We start from the raw sequence: 16,969 nt of genomic DNA, 5'->3' as shown, positions 1-16,969 counted from the left end.
AATTAGCGATCCACATCTGACATAACGAAATCAATACTCCCGAGATACACGATCAGGTCAGACACCAGACAACCGCGAATCACGGAAGGTATCTGCTGCAAATGCGCGTAGCTTGGGGTGCGAATACGGGTGCGGTAGCTCATGGTGCCGCCGTCGCTGGTCAGGTAATAACTGTTGATGCCTTTCGTCGCTTCGATCATCTGGAACGATTCATTTTCTGGCATCACCGGCCCCCAGGAAACCTGAAGGAAGTGGTTGATCAGCGTTTCAATGTGCTGCAACGTGCGCTCTTTCGGCGGCGGCGTGGTCAGCGGGTGATCGGCCTTAAACGGGCCTTCCGGCATGTTGTTCAGGCATTGATCCAGAATCCGCAAGCTCTGGCGCAGCTCTTCCACTTTCAGCATGACACGGGCATAGCAGTCACTGATGCCATCGCCAACCGGGACTTCAAAGTCAAAGTTTTCATAGCCGGAATACGGACGCCATTTACGCACGTCGAACGCCACGCCGGTGGCGCGCAGTCCAGCCCCGGTGACGCCCCACTCCAGCGCTTCTTTAGCGTTGTACGCCGCCACGCCTTGAGTACGGCCTTTGAGGATGGTGTTTTTCAGCGCAGCGGTAACATAAGTATCCAGACGCTTGGGCATCCAGTCCAAAAACTCACGCAGCAGACGTTCCCAGCCGCGCGGCAGGTCGTGTGCCACGCCGCCAATGCGGAACCAGGCCGGGTGCATACGGAAACCGGTGATGGCTTCCACCAAATCATAAATTTTCTGGCGATCGGTAAAGGCAAAAAAGACCGGCGTCATGGCGCCAACGTCTTGAATAAAGGTACTGATGTAGAGCAGGTGGCTGTTTATTCTGAACAGCTCTGAGAGCATGACGCGGATAACGTTCACACGTTTCGGCACCACGATCCCTGCCAGTTTCTCTACGGCTAATACATAGGGCATTTCATTGACACAGCCGCCCAGGTATTCGATACGGTCGGTATACGGGATATAGCTGTGCCAGGACTGGCGCTCGCCCATCTTCTCCGCACCGCGGTGGTGATAGCCCACATCAGGAATACAATCGACAACCTCTTCACCATCCAGTTGCAGAATGATGCGAAACGCCCCGTGTGATGAGGGGTGGTTCGGACCGAGGTTAAGGAACATGAAATCTTCGTTTTCCGTCCCGCGCTTCATGCCCCAGTCTTCAGGTTTGAAGGTCAGGGATTCCATATCCAGATCCTCTTTCTGCTTGGTCAGCACAAAGGGATCGAATTCGGTGGCGCGCGCCGGGTAGTCTTTGCGCAACGGGTGCCCTTCCCATGTCTGCGGCATCATAATGCGCGTCAGGTGCGGGTGCCCGTCGAACGTGATACCGAACATGTCCCACACTTCACGCTCATACCAGTTGGCGTTAGGGAACAGTTTCACCATGGTCGGCAGGCGCAGGTCATTTTCAGACAATGGCACCTTGATCATGATGTCGCGATTACGTTCAATGGAGATGAAATGATAGAAGACGGAGTAGTCTGCAGCAGGCAAGCCTTCACGGTGAGTGCGCAGGCGCTCATCCACCCCGTGCAGATCGAACAGCATCACATAGGGTTTATGCAGTTTTTTCAGGAACGCGACAACGTCCAGTAATTGCTCACGCTTTACCCAAACAACGGGCATCCCGGTACGGGTTGCCTGCACGGTAAAGGCTTCGGGTCCAAAACGGTTACACAGCTCGCCAACGACGGGATCATCCCGGTGATCGCGGGTAGCCCAGGCCGGCTGCGCGAGGTCGTGCGTCGTAAAATCTGTCATAAATAGGTCACCACGGTAATTTTGCCATTCTGTTAATGGTGCGGCTGCCGTTTATTATCTTGCTACCCTGTGAGAGTAGTATTAAGCAGCCAATCTGCTTGCCATTAACAGATTAAATCTCGTCAGGCGAACGCAGGCTCGTCACCGCAATACGCTCTTCACGTTTGCGTTCGCGCTCAGATTGCATGTTGGCGCGATACACGCCCTGCTCTCCCACCACCCATGACAGAGGGCGGCGCTCTTGACCAATAGACTCTTTGAGCAGCAGCAACGCTTGCATATAGGCTTCAGGACGCGGCGGGCAGCCCGGAATATAGACATCTACCGGCAGGAACTTATCAACACCCTGCACGACAGAGTAGATGTCGTACATGCCGCCGGAGTTGGCGCACGCGCCCATGGAAATCACCCATTTCGGCTCCAGCATCTGTTCATACAGGCGTTGAATGACCGGGGCCATTTTGGTGAAACAGGTTCCGGCCACCACCATGAAGTCAGCCTGACGCGGCGAAGCACGTAACACTTCAGAACCAAAACGCGCCACATCATGCACGGCAGTGAACGAGGTCACCATTTCCACATAGCAGCAGGAAAGACCGAAGTTGTAGGGCCACAGTGAATTCTTGCGGCCCCAGTTAACCGTGTCGTGTAAGGCATGCTCCAGGTTTCCCATGAAGACACTGCGGTGAACATGCTGTTCCAGAGGATCGGTGACGATCTCCTGGAGTTGCAGGGGATAACGGTCATTCTCACCGTCCGGCTCTATGCGGGTGAGCGTATAGTTCATCTTAAAGTGCCTCGCTGTTACTGCGGATGAGTGTTGGTAGTGTTAACCGGAAAGTCAGACTTGATAACCTGCCGTTTTGAACGCGTCGGCGTCCAGTCGAGCGCGCCGATACGGACCAGGTAGACCAACCCCGCCAACAATACCAAAATGAAAATGGCAGCTTCGATGAAGCCCAGCCAGCCGCTTTCCCGAATGGAAACGGCCCAGGCATAGACATACAGGGCTTCAACGTCGAAAATAACGAAAAACATGGCAACCAGATAGAACTTGGCGGACAGGCGCATACGCGCAGAGCCAACCGCGTCAATCCCGGATTCATAGGGAACGTTCTTTGCCCTTGCCCTTGCTCTCCCGCCTAGCAGGAAGCCGCACAGCAGCATGAAGCCGCACAGGCCGACGGCGATGATAACGAATAGCGCAAATGCCCAGTGATGGGCGAGGATTTCAGTCGTTGTTGACATTCTCTTGCTTACTCATCAAAAGTGACGTTGAACACCTGCTCTACTGGCAGTTAAGGCGTCACATCGATTAAAAGGAAGGATAATCACCCTGCAAATAGTGCGTAAAACATCTACGTTAAGTGCTTTTTGAAGTGGTTGCGTCCTTTATTTTGTAACCTTTTTTCAACCTTACTAAAAATAACAGCACATAACTTAACATGCACGCTGTTTTGTTAACATTTCACTTTTCAGGCTTCAGCTAAATCGAGTCAGTCTGGCTCTTCCAGGTACAATTGTTAACAACCTGCTAGCTAAAGGATAGCTGATAATGCACAAGCACTATACCATTTTCGTGCGGAAAACCCGGTCCCCCTTAGCGTTAATAGGGTTATTTTTTGATCCAACACACAATTTTGTCAATTTAGTTAGTAAAAAAACCCAATTGTCAGCGCCAATGTTATAGCCAAGCGACATTATTTTGATAACAGCCAGCTATGCTTCTTTGCCGCATATCAGGGCATAGGATGTAATCATTTTTAAGTCGGTTGGCTATAACAGCTGAAAGTTTGCAACACTCATTTGAAAAATAAGAAACGGTTTTTCACAAAACACAAAACCTTAGAAAGCGGGTGGAATAACGATATAGCCAAGCGACTTAATTTTGATTACACCATATGGACTGAGAACAAACTCTCTGTATCGCAACCCATCTCTCTTTTTTTGCGTTTTGCTTGGCTTTGTTGAATAATTTAAGATACTGATTTATATAAGCATTATAAAATTTCAACGACTAATTTTTCCTCTCGGAATGCTTTTTATTGTGCTAACTATTTGATTTGTCGTTCTAACAAAATATAGCTAAACGACTTAATTTTGATTACATTATTTAAATGAGCTATTCAATTGATTTTAGACGTAAAGTGATATCTACACGGAAAAACGAAGGGTTGAGTATCCGAGAAACAGCGAAGCAATTTCGGATTGGCCCTGCCTCTGTATCGCGTTGGATTAATCAAATAGAGTCAAAAGCATCGACCACGCGTCAGCGAAAGATCGATAAATCCGAGTTGATAAAAGATGTTGAACAATATCCAGATGCTTACCAAAAAGAACGTGCAGAGCGTTTTGGCGTTTGTCAGAAGGCCATTTGGCAAGCGCTTAAAAAGCTGGGATTGACCTATAAAAAAAACTCTACGTCATCCGAAAGCCGACGAAAACGCCCGGCAGGGATTTCAACAAAAAAAACAACAGTATGAAAAAGAAGGTAAACCTATTGTTTTTATTGATGAAAGTGGTTTTTCACACGATGCCCCACGGACTCACGGCTATTCCCCAAAAGGTCAACGGTGTTTTGGCCTGAAGAACTGGGGAGCTAGGGGAAGAACAAATGTTATCGGCGCTTTATTAGGCACAACGCTGTTTGCTATCGGATTATTTGATATCAATATTAACAGCGATGTTTTCTATGCCTGGGTCACACAAGTCCTTATCCCAGTACTCCCTAAAAACAGTGTAATCATGATGGACAATGCCACTTTTCACAAAAAACATAATATTCAACAAGTCATCATCGATGCAGGGTATATGGTGGAGTATTTGCCTACATATTCGCCAGATCTTAACCCAATTGAGCATAAATGGGCACAAGCAAAAAGCAAAAAGCAAAAAAAGAGAGATGGGTTGCGATACAGAGAGTTTGTTCTCAGTCCATATGGTGTAATCAAAATTAAGTCGCTTGGCTATACATTCTCTGTAAATGCATTCTAACTAAAGAAGATGTAAATCAAACGGTTAAATTATTCAACAAAGCCTTTTTGCTTGTGCCCATTTATGCTCAATTGGGTTAAGATCTGGCGAATATGTAGGCAAATACTCCACCATATACCCTGCATCGATGATGACTTGTTGAATATTATGTTTTTTGTGAAAAGTGGCATTGTCCATCATGATTACACTGTTTTTAGGGAGTACTGGGATAAGGACTTGTGTGACCCAGGCATAGAAAACATCGCTGTTAATATTGATATCAAATAATCCGATAGCAAACAGCGTTGTGCCTAATAAAGCGCCGATAACATTTGTTCTTCCCCTAGCTCCCCAGTTCTTCAGGCCAAAACACCGTTGACCTTTTGGGGAATAGCCGTGAGTCCGTGGGGCATCGTGTGAAAAACCACTTTCATCAATAAAAACAATAGGTTTGCCTTCTTTTTCATACTGTTGTTTTTTTTGTTGAAATCCCTGCCGGGCGTTTTCGTCGGCTTTCGGATGACGTAGAGTTTTTTTTATAGGTCAATCCCAGCTTTTTAAGCGCTTGCCAAATGGCCTTCTGACAAACGCCAAAACGCTCTGCACGTTCTTTTTGGTAAGCATCTGGATATTGTTCAACATCTTTTATCAACTCGGATTTATCGATCTTTCGCTGACGCGTGGTCGATGCTTTTGACTCTATTTGATTAATCCAACGCGATACAGAGGCAGGGCCAATCCGAAATTGCTTCGCTGTTTCTCGGATACTCAACCCTTCGTTTTTCCGTGTAGATATCACTTTACGTCTAAAATCAATTGAATAGCTCATTTAAATAATGTAATCAAAATTAAGTCGTTTAGCTATACGCCATACCCGTATGAACGTGTGCAAAGTTCTGATTTACATAAACAGGGCGTTTTTCAGCGCCGCATCCCCCTCACTGGTGTTGTTATCGTCACTGGCTGAGGCACCAGAGAGCAACGCGCCACGATAGTAGTGGCCGGACGCTACCACATTGAAAATGGCATCGGCCAACGTGTTGCTTTCTTGCAGGCGTTTGCACAAAAAATATTGCGTATCGGGGAGCACAGGTAAACCGTCTGCCGTTCCCAATACCCTCAGTTCCGGGTTCATCATCTCAACCTGTTCGCACCGTCACGCCCAGGCCAGCCTTCACCGCAGCACGCACTGCCGGAAGCGTTGACGCGACATAGGCAATACGCCAGGGAATGGGGCAGGGGATGCCCGCCTCATTGAGCAAGGTGATCGCCAATGCGCGGAAATTGCTGGGTTCATCCAGTATAGCCAAGCGACATTATTTTGATAACAGCCAGCTATGCTTCTTTGCCGCATATCAGGGCATAGGATGTAATCATTTTTAAGTCGGTTGGCTATAACACCAGCGACACGGGTTCGTCCTGACGAAAGCGATAATCCGCTGCGCAATACCACATGGTCGGTGAGGTGCGCAGCAAAATTTGCTCAGCGCTATCGCTCGACATGGTGGTAATAGCCAAATCAATCGCTTTTTTTTCCAGCATACTGTGCAGTTCTGGGCTAGGCTTTACGCTAACGTCAATGGTCAGTTTGGGAAACAGCGTGGTCACGCGATGCAAAAGCGTAGGCAAAATGTTATCTGCCGTATCTTCACACGCGCCGATCGCCAGCGTGCCAAGCATGTCGCTGTACATCAGCGAGGTGCAGGCTTCATCGTTAAATTGCAGGATCTTGCGGGCATAACCCAGAAACTGCACGCCGTGTTCCGTCAGCAATTTGTTTCGACCGTGGCGGGCGAACAGCTCTTTCCCCACCAGTTGCTCCAGTCGTTGCATTTGTTGGCTCACCGCAGATTGCGTGCGGCAAACCGCCACGGCGGCGGCAGCGAAAGTGTTCAAATCCGCTACCGCTTCAAACGTTCTGAGTAGATCGAGATCAATATTGAGTACCGATCGATTTGCATTGGCCATACGATTTTCACTTATCTATTTTAGTATTTAACGTAAGCGTCTCATCTGAACCGTCTGTCCTGTGACCGTCCGTTCCGGGAAAATAGTGTCCATCATTTTTTAATGGACACTATCCTATGAAACACCGGACATGGATCCTTGAAGCACTCCGCCTCCATTTTGATGAAAAGCTGCCGCGTATTGAGGCAGGCAGACGGCTCGGCATTCCCAAAACCAACGTATGTGAGCTGTTCGCTCGCTTCAGTAAGGCCGGCCAGGATCAGCGCCCGGAGTCTGGAGAAGCGTCTTTACCGGCCGGCATCACGTAAAGCCGCCGTTCTGCCCGCAGCACCGGAGCCGGCTGAGACACCCGCACCCCGCAGGCGGCTGTAGTGGTTGAATAATCAGGACACTAAACTTACATCCAAAACGGAGGTGTTTAGTGAACCATAAACGACAATTTACCCCTGAGTTTAAAAAGGAAGCCGTTGCCCTGGTAACAGAGCAGGGCTATACGATAGCCAGGGCAGTAGCATCGCTGGGCATAAGCAACAAAACCCTGCATACATGGGTCTCGCTGGCACGCGAGCAGAGCAACGGCGTACTCAGCGATGATGAATGTGCAGAGTTAAAACGGTTACAAAAGGAAAACAAAGAGTTACGTACAGAGAAGGAGATACTAAAAAAGGCGAGTGCCTTCTTCGCGAAACATATGTCGTGAGAGACCGGTTCATTCTCGACAATGCCACTGACTTCAGCGTTCGTACACTCTGTCGGGTCATGCGTGTGACGGCCTCTGCCTGGTATGCATGGCGAAAAAAGCCCGCCGAACCGCTGCAAAAAGACGTGGAGGTCCGGGTCAGGTTAAAGGCGCTGTTCGCCGCCAGCAGGCAGGGAGCAGGAAGCCGGACGCTGGTCAAAAGGCTTCGTGGAGAAGGCATCATAATCAGCCGCTGGCGGGTGAGGAAACTCATGCAGGAAGAGGGGCTGGTCTGCCGACAGCGCCGGACTTATAAGGTCACGACAAAACCCCACCCGGTTGCAGAGGTGGCCCCAAACCTGCTGAACCAGAATTTTAACCCGCCGGGGCCAAATCAGGTGTGGGCGAGTGACATCACGTATCTGAAGACCGGTGAAGGCTGGCTGTATCTGGCGGCTATTATGGATTTGTACTCCCGGCTGATAGTGGGCTGGCAGGTGGACAGACGGATGACCTCATCGCTGGTCTGCGGGGCCCTGATGAAGGCATATAACCTGCGAACTCCCCCGCCGGGCCTGGTGGTGCATACGGACAGGGGGGCGCAGTACACGGGACAACGCTTTCAGGCGCTGCTGAGCAGCTACAGGCTGAGGAGCAGTATGGGAGACGTGGGTGCCTGCTGGGATAATGCGGTGATGGAGCGCTTCTGGGGCAGTCTGAAACATGAATGGTTGCTGCTGGTACCCCAGCCAACACGGGCTTACATGGAGCATGATGTGGCGACGTATATCCGCTACTACAACCTAGACAGGCATCATGCCGCTAACGGGGATCTGTCTCCGGTGCGTTATGAACAAATGGCTGAGAAAAAAGTGTCCTGATTTACTTGACCAGTGCACTCATCGCTGGGTAGTGGAGAGAACGCACAGCTGGATGAATCGCTTTCGTCGGGTTCTGACTCGCTGGGAGAAGAAAGTCGAAAATTATGAGGCGATGCTGCATTTTACCTGCGGCATCATTGTCTGGAATAAAATCCTATTGGGATAAGCTCTTACTCATACGATCGATGCCTCCGGAACAGTCATTGGGTAATAAAAACTATTCTACAGGGTAATTATTACTGCCCAGGAAGCTAAGAAAATAGTTGAATCTAAAATATCTGCTTCTCGCTCAGAGCGGAACCTCACCAGAACCAACGTCGCTTGGATTCTTGCCATGATCCCTGCCAGAGGTCAAAACGCTTTAGTTGTTCAAGTTTGTGTAGAACGACATCTTCCCCCCCGGATAAGAGACTTCGCTACGGAATTGAAATCCCAAAAAGGCCTTCTGCAACCGTAAAAATCTCACATTCTGACGCCAGTGACCCCAAAACTTTTTCTATCTTTTTACGATCTGCTTTTATAATTAACTGGATTCCCATCAGCGTTTAAACTCCACAATGGCTACCTGCTCAAGCGCTTTGTTGACCTGGGTCAGCACTGCGTCAGGGATTGATTGCCCTCTGGTGTCATAGACGACCCTACAGGTTCGAATATGCGGTGGAAGTTGGGATTTCCCGTAGGATATTCTGGCAATATTATAGGCAATACTGAATTGTATAGACTCCGCAGATGCTAGGCTGTGGTTGGATATAAGGAGAAACTCTCCGCGTTCTTCATTTATAAATTCCGGGGTGAGTCTGTAAAGAATTTCGTGTAAATGGCTCCATCGCTTAACCGGAAATCCGATCTCCATACATCAACATGAATTGGCTCATAGCCGGTTTCCAGTCTCTGATTGGTAGGGTCCATTTAGCCGAGATATTATGCAAGGCTAGATAGAATAATTTTAGCACCGAGTCATCCGTTGGAAATATTCGTCGCGTTTTCGTTATCTTGCGCAATGAAGCATTTAACGACTCTATCGCGTTGGTGGTGTAGATAACCTTGCGAATCTCCGGCGGAAAATCAAAAATGACGATGAGACGTTCCCAATTATTTCTCCACGATGGGCTGATCGTCGGGAACTGCTCATCCCATTTGGCCGCGAAGGCATCAAGGGCCTCTTCAGCGCCCTCTAGCGTTGCGGAACTATAGATAGTGCGGAGGTCAGCAGCAACGGCTTTACGCTCTTTCCAGCCGACGTAGCGCAGCGAGTTCCGCACCTGATGCACGATGCAGAGCTGTACCCGCGTATGCGGGTAAACAGCTTCAATGGCATCAGGAAAGCCCTTCAGGCCATCGCAGCAGGCGATGAAGATGTCCTGTAGCCCACGATTTTTCAGTTCTGTCATTACAGATAACCAGAACTTGGCCCCCTCGGTTTTGGCTATCCATAGCCCCAGCAGCTCTTTTTCGCCCTGGCCGTTGATGCCTAGAGCCAAGTAAACAGACTTGTTGGTCACGGCTCCGCCGTCCTGGCTTTTGACCACAATACAGTCAAGGTAAACAATGGGATAAAACGCATCCAGCGGCCGTTGCTGCCAGCGCTTAACGTCATCCATCACGGCATTGGTCACTTGAGAAATGAAGCCAGCGGAAACATCGACCCCGTAGACTTCTTTAAAGTGAGCCTGAATATCACGGGTTGATAGCCCTCTGGAATAGAGAGAAATAATGCGGTCATCGAAGCCGTTAAGCTGCTTTTCGTGCTTACCGATCAGTGTCGGCTCGAAGGTACTGTTGCGGTCGCGCGGAATATCGAGCTCGAGCGCCCCATTTTGGCTACGTACGCTCTTGGATGTCTTGCCATTGCGGGAGTTGCCTGAATTATTACCAGCCGGGTCATGCTTAGCATACCCAAGGTGTATCTCCATCTCAGCTTGAAGAACCCGTTCCGCCAGTCTTTTAGTCAGCTCCTTGAGTAGGCCTGATTCACCCAGAAGCTCCTGAGGGGAGTGGCAATCCTGAAGCAGTTGGTCAATAAGTTCGTTGCTGATAGGCATTTTTTGTCCTCTGAAGTTTTTCCTCAAAATGCCATTTACACAGATCTTTTTACACTCTCTCCGGGGTAAACATCACGCCTCCCTTTTATTGCCTTCGTCAATTTCTATTTCTTGAACACTCATATCGAGGTGTGTGCCCTATGCTAATCGAGAAAAGATACATAAACTAGGCTGTGTCCCTTAATTACGTAACCGGGCGTAAAACAAGCGGATGCAGCCCAGTTTCACCATTGCTAGATAGTTTCTTGCCGTTTTTTCATAACGTGTGGCAATCCGTCTATATTCCTTTAAACGGCCAAAACATCTTTCTACAACGTTGCGACGGCGATAAGCATCACGATAAAGTTGTGAGCGTCCATCTGAAGCCAGTTTTTCATTTGATTTTCGGGGAATAACCGGCTTTGTTGAATAATTTAACCGTTTGATTTACATCTTCTTTAGTTAGAATGCATTTACAGAGAATGTATTTTGTTAGAACGACAAATCAAATAGTTAGCACAATAAAAAGCATTCCGAGAGGAAAAATTAGTCGTTGAAATTTTATAATGCTTATATAAATCAGTATCTTAAATTATTCAACAAAGCCGGAATAACCGTTTTTATCCCTCTTCTTTTCAACTTGTTACGGAGTGCATTGCCAGAGTAGGCTTTGTCAGCCAGTACCGCATGACCACGACGCTTCATGCTACCGTTCTGCCGTTGCACGCCAATGCCGTCCAGGAGTCGTAACGCGAACAGGCTTTCGTGAGCCTGCCCAGCACTCAGTACGATATTTAGCGGGATGCCGCTTCCGTCAGTCGCCATGTGGATTTTGGTGCCATAACCACCTCGTGAGCGACCCAGGCTGTTATCGTTGGTAATATCGGGATGTTTTTTTGAGCGCCAGCCGCACATTTGAGCGCACGGATATTGCTGCCATCCAGCGCAATGGCTGACCAGTCAACAAGTCCATGAGCATCAAGAAATGAAAGTAACCTATTAAAAATAATGTTAATAACTCCAGACTTTGACCATTGTCAGCGCCAGTGATATAAGTCCCTAATTCACCATTTGATTTGTCCGTTCCACCCAACATGTTGTTTCCTGATGGTTCCTACACCGAAAAGGATATCAACATGCTGAGCAGAGAGGACTTTTTCATGATAAAGCAAATGCGCCATCAGGGGGCTTACATTGTCGATATTGCCACCCAAATCGGTTGTTCCGAGCGCACCTTCAGCCGGTATCTGCGTTATCCATCTCCGCCGGCGCGTAAGGCCCGGCTGCGAATGGAAAAACTCCGCCCTTTCATGGAGTACATCGATATGCGTCTGACCGAAAACGTCTGGAACGCCGAAGTGATATTCCATGAAATCAGAAAGATGGGCTATCCCGGCGGACGCTCCACGCTTCGGGCTTACATCCAGCCCAAACGTAAAATGCGGCCGGGTAAAAAGACCGTGCGCTTCGAAACCCAGCCAGGTTACCAGTTACAGCATGACTGGGGAGAAATCGAGGCGGAGGTGTCTGGTGAACGCTGCAAAATCAACTTCGCCGTGAACACGCTGGGTTACTCGCGTCGCCTCCACGTCTTTGCGGCACCGAGCCAGGATGCGGAGCACACCTATGAGTCCCTGGTGCGGGCCTTCCGTTACTTCGGTGGCGGCGTGAAAACCTTGCTGGTCGATAATCAGAAAGCGGCCGTGCTGAAAAATCACAACGGCAATGTGGTGTTCAACGCAGGCTTCCTGCAACTGGCGCAGCACTATGACTTCCAGCCCCGGGCGTGTCGCCCCCGTCGCGCGCGAACCAAGGGCAAGGTTGAACGCATGGTCGACTACCTCAAATACAACTTCTTTGTCCGTTACACGCAGTTCGACAGCTTCGCGCACGTTAACCAGTTGCTGGAGCAGTGGCTTGCCGAGGTCGCGGACCAGCGCGAGCTGCGCCAGTTCCGGCAAACGCCGGCGACCCGCTTCGAGGAAGAAAAAGGGCACCTGCAGGCGTTGCCGGCAACGGACTTCGATACCAGCTACTTCGACATCCGTCATGTGGCCTGGGACGGCTATATCGAGGTGCGGGGTAATCGTTACTCCGTGCCGGAGGCCTGGTGTGGCCGCCCGGTCTCAATCCGGATCACGCTGGATGATGAGCTGAGGATCTACGGCAATGAGCAGCTTGTGGCCACCCATCGCCTGAACAACCGCGGTACCGGGTGGCAGACCGTTCCGGAGCACCATGCACCGCTGTGGCAACAGGTGAGCATGGTAGAACACCGTCCGCTGAGTGCTTATGAGGAGCTGCTGTGATGCATGAACTGGAGACGCTGCTGGGCCGTCTGAAAATGGAGCATCTGGGGTACCAGGTAGAAAGCTTGCTGGAGCAGGCGGCGAAGAAAGAACTCAACTACCGCGAGTTCCTGTGCCGAGCGCTGCAACAGGAATGGAGCGGGCGCCATCAACGCGGTATGGAGTCCCGGCTGAAGCAAGCCCGGCTCACCTGGGTGAAAACGCTGGAGCAGTTCGACTTCAGCTTCCAGCCGGGCATCGACCTTAAGGTGGTGAGAGAGCTTGCCGGCCTGGCGTTCGTAGAACGAAGCGAAAACGTGATCCTGCTGGGTCCACCGGGCGTGGGCAAAACGCATCTGGCGGTGGCGCTGGGCGTGAAAGCGGCGGATGCAGGGCATCGGGTGCTGTTCATGCCGCTGGACAGGCTGATAGCGACGCTGATGAAGGCGCGACAGGAAAACCGTCTGGAGCGCCAGCTGCAGCAGCTGAGTTATGCGCGCGTGCTGATCCTCGATGAAATCGGCTACCTGCCGATGAACCGTGAGGAGGCAAGCCTGTTCTTCAGGCTGCTGAATCGGCGTTGCGAGAAGACCAGCATCATCCTGACGTCGAACAAGGGGTTCGCGGACTGGGGAGAGATGTTCGGCGACAACGTGCTGGCAACGGCGATCCTGGACAGGTTGCTGCATCACTCAACGACGCTGAATATCAAGGGGGAGAGCTACCGGCTAAGAGAGAAACGTAAGGCAGGCGTACTGAGCAAGAATCGTGCGCCAGAAAACAACGAGGCATCGCTGGAGAAAAGCGGTCAACCTGGTTGATGAATAGCGGACATTAAAAATGGTGAAAAACGGTCAAAGATCGTGGCGTTGACACCATCTATTGAAATGGTTATAAACGGTTTTACATGGGCCGTAACGTTCAGTTAAATCACGCCATGGGGCACCTGAACACAGTATCCAGAACATGCCGTTGACGATTTTGCGATGTTCTGCCCATGGCCGGCATGCCTGCGGAGATGTCAAAACGGTTGGTAACAAGGGCTCAATGATTGCCCATGCTTCATCAGAAAGATCGTAGCGAGCCATAATCCAAAGTGTCTTAGAAACAGATGGATACTATAGCTCAAGCAATTAAGGGACACAGCCTATTATTGCTGTACGCCAAACCGTTATTGGGAGGAAAGCGTCAGGCCAATGTAGAGTTCCCTTGGGGATACCTGATTATTACTCTCCAGAAAGATTCCAGCAATTTAACGTCCGCGCCTTGCTTTGCGTGTTCTGTAAGTGCGACAGCGGTCTGCTTAGTGTGTGAGCATCCGTCAGGAACCTCATTTCCACCGCTACGTCAGAGCAGGTTGACGTCATCTGCCGTGAGAATGCGCTATTTCATTGGTTCCGGCTCCTCGGCGTGAGGACTCAAATCTCGTTTCCATTAACCCTGCACTGTTTGCATTTTGCAAAGACGCTGTCTTTGGAACGTTTTGGTTAATGCTTGCGCACACGCTTGCATATCTGTGAGGTCAGGGATAAGCAGACAGATAGCCGTCAACCCATGGCACAAGATCTTAGGCGTGCATTCGTATACCTCATTTTAGGCAAAGGTGATCCGCGGATAGGCTCCGAGGCTGAGACGGGATGCTTTACCCTTGACGCCTAGGAATTTCAAACTTTTTGGAGCCCCTGATTTCGGCGGCTGGCAACGATGAAAACCGGCTTTTTTATCGTGAATGCCTCTGTGTTTGGGTGATTTTTGAACACATTGCGCGTTTTTTGATTACATCGCCGAATTCCAGGCAGAGTTTCCCCGCATTATCCAACGTAACGCATTCGCGCTATCTCCCCGGCGTTCGCGATTCGCTTCTCCAGGGCCGTTGCCGGCAGCGCCCGGCTGAACGCCATTTTTGCCCCGCACAGCAGGCAGGCAAACGGGTCTGTATTCTGTAATCCCTGACTCAGCGTTGTGTATGTCACTGGCGCTGCTTTTTTCACATTATCCTGCCCCAGGGCTTTTCTCACCAGAGGCAACAGTTTTCCCACTACGCGGTTAGCCAGAAAACCAAAGTAACGCACCATCCGGAAATGCTTCTCCGGTATATGCTTTATCAGCCGCAGTATCAGCTCACGCTGACTGAGCGCCAGGTCTTCATGCCTCCCCGTCCGGTGATCCAGAAAACGCAGGGTGATGCGGCTTCCACCGTCGTAGTGTGCCTGTCGCGCACCCGACACAGGCAGTTTTTTCAGGTACCGGCCCAGGTATAGCCAACCGACTTAAAAATGATTACAGCCGATGCCCTGATATGTGGCAAAGAAGCATAGCTGGCTGTTATCAAAATAATGTCGCTTAGCTATACTTTGCTGTCTGCCGGTGATGTTTCGTCGGCTTCGCAAAATACACGTGCCAGTAAATCTCTCCCTGCTCATTTTTCCCCTGGCTGAGGATAAAGCGCTTCCATTCATCATAATCCCGGATGTGAGCCAGCTGCGGCGGCAGAACAAGAGACTCCCATGCAGACAGCAGATACTGGCGTACATTCCATACCCAGCGCGCCCTGACCTTCGGCAGGGCAAACGACAGTTTTTTCCAGGCACCGTGCTCATTTATGCCGCCGGTGGTCCACGACAGGTGAATATGGCAGTTCCAGTTAAGCTGGCGACCATACGTGTGAAGAGCGCCGAAAATACCGGTGGTCAGGCCCCGCTGCTCCGCAGCGTACAGCAGGTTGTCCGCCGCCAGCGCAAAGAGGCCATTCAGCAGCCAGCGGTTGGCTTCAAACAATGGCCACAGGGTATCCGGCATCGTGAATGTGCCGTGCTGGCACGGCGTATCCGGCAGGCGGGCCATCATGGTGGCAATCCACAGGTCGGTGGCCTTTTTGCCGCAGGTCGGACATCCGCGTCCGTGGCAGCTCTGATGGATGTAACGGTGGTGAGTGCAGTCGGGGTTGCTGCAGCGAAATTCCCGGCTGCCCGTCAGTGGGGTGCCGCAGGCCAGCATCTTTGTGACAACCTCAATCTCTACAGGCCGGAGCGGGTATGCCTCCATGATGTCAGCCCATGCCCTGTTGCGCTGAAACAGCGCCTTCATGGGGCGGGGCTGTATGCCGGTATCATCCGTGCGGGTCATCGGAGAGCATCTCCGCTTCGGTTTCGTACAGGTCAAACCGGCGACAGGTATGGCAGAAGGCAACGTAGTGGTACGGAGAATCAGGGAATTCACTGTAGAAGGTGGTCCAGAACCACTCTGTGCAGTCAGGATCGTTGTCAACGAAAAGGCGGAATTGCTGGTAAGGGAGGTTGCCCTGTCGGGCCACCGTTTTGAAAATCTGCTTAACCATTTTTGTATGAACGCGCTGATGCTCAGGGGAATGTGACACGGGATAACCTTCGGCTGGCGGGTTTCAGAATATCGCTATTCTGCCACACTTCGATTTGCAGCCGCCAGGCTGCTTCGTTCATGCGATATTTTAGATACCAATTGCGAGAACCGTTGGGATTGACAAGTAAATAGAGAGCGTGGGAATCGGAGACGTTGAAAGGTGTCGCGGATGCTTTCACGTTGCGGATTGTGAGATCGTAAAGAGCCATTTGGGGGGATTTCATTATCGAACCGGAAAGACCCCATATCTGACCACCACATTCACCCGATACGGAGGAAAAAAACCACGTGTCGCGAAAGAATTCTTGCAATATTTCATTGAATCCAAAAGCAAAAAGCAGATGCCCGAAGGCGTCTGCTTTTTAGAATTTGGCTCCTCTGACTGGACTCGAACCAGTGACATACGGATTAACAGTCCGCCGTTCTACCGACTGAACTACAGAGGAATTGCGTAAGCGGGGCGAATATTATCGGTCGGCTGGCAGGCTGTCAACGGTAAATTCGCCCGTATTGTCTGTTTGCTTAGGCTGTGTACAGTTAAGGTCGATTATTCATCAATAGAGTACGGGGGCCCGCTGGTTAGCTTGTTGCCAGGATTTTAATCGCGCCAGTGGATCTTGCTGGTAGAAGCGACTAAAACAGCCATAAAGCGTAGGAAAACGCTCGAAAAGAAGCTCTGGTGCGCTAAAGAAATATTCAGAGAGCACCGCGAAGCACTCGGTCGGATCTTGGGCTGCGTAAGGATCCATGCTGGCGGCATCTACTCCGACTTGATCGATTTCATCTTGCAGTGCTTCCATTGCTGCATGTAACTGTGTTTCCCACTCCACCACATCGCGTAAAGGAATCGGTAGAACACCGGTAGCTTCACCGCCGTTACGGATATCCAGCTTGTGCGTGACCTCATGAATAACCAGATTGAACCCTGATAAATCAAAACTGTCTTGCACTTCTTGCCAGTTCAATATGCGGTGCGTGT

The 16,969-nt window shown here is 50.4% G+C and carries 13 protein-coding genes, 1 tRNA gene and 8 pseudogenes; 7 read left to right on the top strand and 15 right to left on the bottom strand.

Annotated features, from left to right (window positions below):
* Positions 1–2: 2 nt before the first annotated feature.
* The 3 genes from nuoC to ACQGXV_RS20785 form a co-directional block, all read right to left on the bottom strand.
* Positions 3–1,802 (bottom strand): NADH-quinone oxidoreductase subunit C/D, encoded by a 1,800-nt coding sequence (gene nuoC / locus ACQGXV_RS20795; RefSeq protein ID WP_440862968.1) that lies wholly within the window; start codon positions 1,800–1,802, stop codon positions 3–5.
* A 112-nt stretch (positions 1,803–1,914) separates the two neighbouring features.
* Entirely contained in the window at positions 1,915–2,589 is a 675-nt protein-coding gene (locus ACQGXV_RS20790; RefSeq protein WP_440862967.1) for a NuoB/complex I 20 kDa subunit family protein, read from the bottom strand.
* 17 nt (positions 2,590–2,606) lie between these two features.
* Complete coding sequence (locus tag ACQGXV_RS20785; protein ID WP_440862966.1) at positions 2,607–3,050, bottom strand: NADH-quinone oxidoreductase subunit A; 444 nt, start codon at positions 3,048–3,050, stop codon at positions 2,607–2,609.
* An 869-nt stretch (positions 3,051–3,919) separates the two neighbouring features.
* Here ACQGXV_RS20785 and ACQGXV_RS20780 point away from each other — a divergent pair.
* Positions 3,920–4,285, top strand: a complete 366-nt coding sequence (locus ACQGXV_RS20780) for an IS630 transposase-related protein (RefSeq protein ID WP_440862584.1) — start codon at positions 3,920–3,922, stop codon at positions 4,283–4,285.
* Positions 4,209–4,796, top strand: coding sequence for an IS630 family transposase (locus ACQGXV_RS20775; protein ID WP_440867540.1), 588 nt, complete (start codon positions 4,209–4,211; stop codon positions 4,794–4,796). Before ACQGXV_RS20780 ends, ACQGXV_RS20775 begins: the two co-directional genes overlap by 77 nt.
* 33 nt (positions 4,797–4,829) lie before the next feature.
* Here the strand turns inward: ACQGXV_RS20775 and ACQGXV_RS20770 are convergent, their stop codons facing one another.
* The 3 genes and pseudogenes from ACQGXV_RS20770 to ACQGXV_RS20760 form a co-directional block, all read right to left on the bottom strand.
* Positions 4,830–5,315, bottom strand: a complete 486-nt coding sequence (locus tag ACQGXV_RS20770; protein WP_440867539.1) for an IS630 family transposase — start codon at positions 5,313–5,315, stop codon at positions 4,830–4,832.
* Entirely contained in the window at positions 5,239–5,604 is a 366-nt protein-coding gene (locus tag ACQGXV_RS20765) for an IS630 transposase-related protein (RefSeq protein WP_440862584.1), read from the bottom strand. The genes ACQGXV_RS20770 and ACQGXV_RS20765 overlap by 77 nt, the downstream gene beginning before the upstream one ends.
* 72 nt (positions 5,605–5,676) lie before the next feature.
* Positions 5,677–6,743: pseudogene (locus tag ACQGXV_RS20760) on the bottom strand (LysR family transcriptional regulator).
* 116 nt (positions 6,744–6,859) lie between these two features.
* Between ACQGXV_RS20760 and ACQGXV_RS20755 the strand changes: the two are divergent.
* The 3 genes and pseudogenes from ACQGXV_RS20755 to ACQGXV_RS20745 form a co-directional block, all read left to right on the top strand.
* Positions 6,860–6,997 (top strand): annotated as a pseudogene (locus ACQGXV_RS20755) (IS66-like element accessory protein TnpA); the annotation flags it as partial.
* A gap of 167 nt (positions 6,998–7,164) precedes the next feature.
* Positions 7,165–8,303, top strand: a protein-coding gene (locus tag ACQGXV_RS20750) for an IS3 family transposase (RefSeq protein WP_440862965.1) whose coding sequence is annotated in 2 segments (ribosomal slippage) — positions 7,165–7,402 and positions 7,402–8,303 — 1,140 coding nt in all. Because the reading frame shifts where the segments join, the coding sequence is not laid out codon by codon here.
* Positions 8,304–8,325: 22 nt separating this feature from the next.
* A pseudogene (locus ACQGXV_RS20745) lies at positions 8,326–8,469 on the top strand (IS5/IS1182 family transposase); the annotation flags it as partial.
* A gap of 664 nt (positions 8,470–9,133) precedes the next feature.
* Here the strand turns inward: ACQGXV_RS20745 and ACQGXV_RS20740 are convergent.
* The 3 genes and pseudogenes from ACQGXV_RS20740 to ACQGXV_RS20730 all read right to left on the bottom strand — a co-directional run.
* On the bottom strand, positions 9,134–10,345 hold the full coding sequence (locus tag ACQGXV_RS20740; protein ID WP_440862964.1) for an IS256 family transposase: 1,212 nt from the start codon (positions 10,343–10,345) through the stop codon (positions 9,134–9,136).
* Between the two features lie 180 nt (positions 10,346–10,525).
* Positions 10,526–10,714, bottom strand: a complete 189-nt coding sequence (locus ACQGXV_RS20735; RefSeq protein ID WP_440867538.1) for a transposase — start codon at positions 10,712–10,714, stop codon at positions 10,526–10,528.
* A gap of 204 nt (positions 10,715–10,918) precedes the next feature.
* Positions 10,919–11,361 (bottom strand): annotated as a pseudogene (locus ACQGXV_RS20730) (IS5 family transposase); the annotation flags it as partial.
* Positions 11,362–11,460: 99 nt separating this feature from the next.
* Here ACQGXV_RS20730 and istA point away from each other — a divergent pair.
* Positions 11,461–12,633 carry an IS21 family transposase gene (gene istA, locus ACQGXV_RS20725; protein ID WP_440862963.1) on the top strand — a complete coding sequence of 391 codons (1,173 nt, stop codon included), beginning with the start codon at positions 11,461–11,463 and terminating at the stop codon, positions 12,631–12,633.
* On the top strand, positions 12,633–13,433 hold the full coding sequence (gene istB / locus ACQGXV_RS20720; RefSeq protein WP_440867537.1) for an IS21-like element helper ATPase IstB: 801 nt from the start codon (positions 12,633–12,635) through the stop codon (positions 13,431–13,433). Before istA ends, istB begins: the two co-directional genes overlap by 1 nt.
* Positions 13,434–13,487: 54 nt before the next feature.
* On the opposite strand, the pseudogene ACQGXV_RS20715 reads toward istB, so the two are convergent.
* The 6 genes and pseudogenes from ACQGXV_RS20715 to ACQGXV_RS20690 all read right to left on the bottom strand — a co-directional run.
* Positions 13,488–13,700 (bottom strand): annotated as a pseudogene (locus ACQGXV_RS20715) (transposase); the annotation flags it as partial.
* Positions 13,701–14,423: 723 nt separating this feature from the next.
* Positions 14,424–15,738, bottom strand: a pseudogene (locus ACQGXV_RS20710) (IS91 family transposase).
* The gene (locus ACQGXV_RS20705) at positions 15,722–15,988 is read right to left on the bottom strand and encodes a hypothetical protein (protein WP_440862962.1); all 267 of its coding nucleotides are present in this window, start codon (positions 15,986–15,988) and stop codon (positions 15,722–15,724) included. The pseudogene ACQGXV_RS20710 and the gene ACQGXV_RS20705 overlap by 17 nt, the downstream one beginning before the upstream one ends.
* A 75-nt stretch (positions 15,989–16,063) precedes the next feature.
* Positions 16,064–16,199, bottom strand: a pseudogene (locus ACQGXV_RS20700) (Arm DNA-binding domain-containing protein); the annotation flags it as partial.
* Positions 16,200–16,360: 161 nt separating this feature from the next.
* Positions 16,361–16,436: transfer RNA gene (locus tag ACQGXV_RS20695), tRNA-Asn, on the bottom strand.
* A 108-nt stretch (positions 16,437–16,544) separates the two neighbouring features.
* Positions 16,545–16,958 (bottom strand): annotated as a pseudogene (locus ACQGXV_RS20690) (zinc-dependent peptidase); the annotation flags it as partial.
* Positions 16,959–16,969 lie beyond the last annotated feature (11 nt).

The organism is Symbiopectobacterium purcellii (assembly GCF_052050035.1).
In the GTDB taxonomy this organism is placed as follows: domain Bacteria; phylum Pseudomonadota; class Gammaproteobacteria; order Enterobacterales; family Enterobacteriaceae; genus Symbiopectobacterium; species Symbiopectobacterium purcellii_A.
Note: the sequence above shows the minus strand (reverse complement) of the source record. Positions and strands in the feature narration are given on the sequence as shown.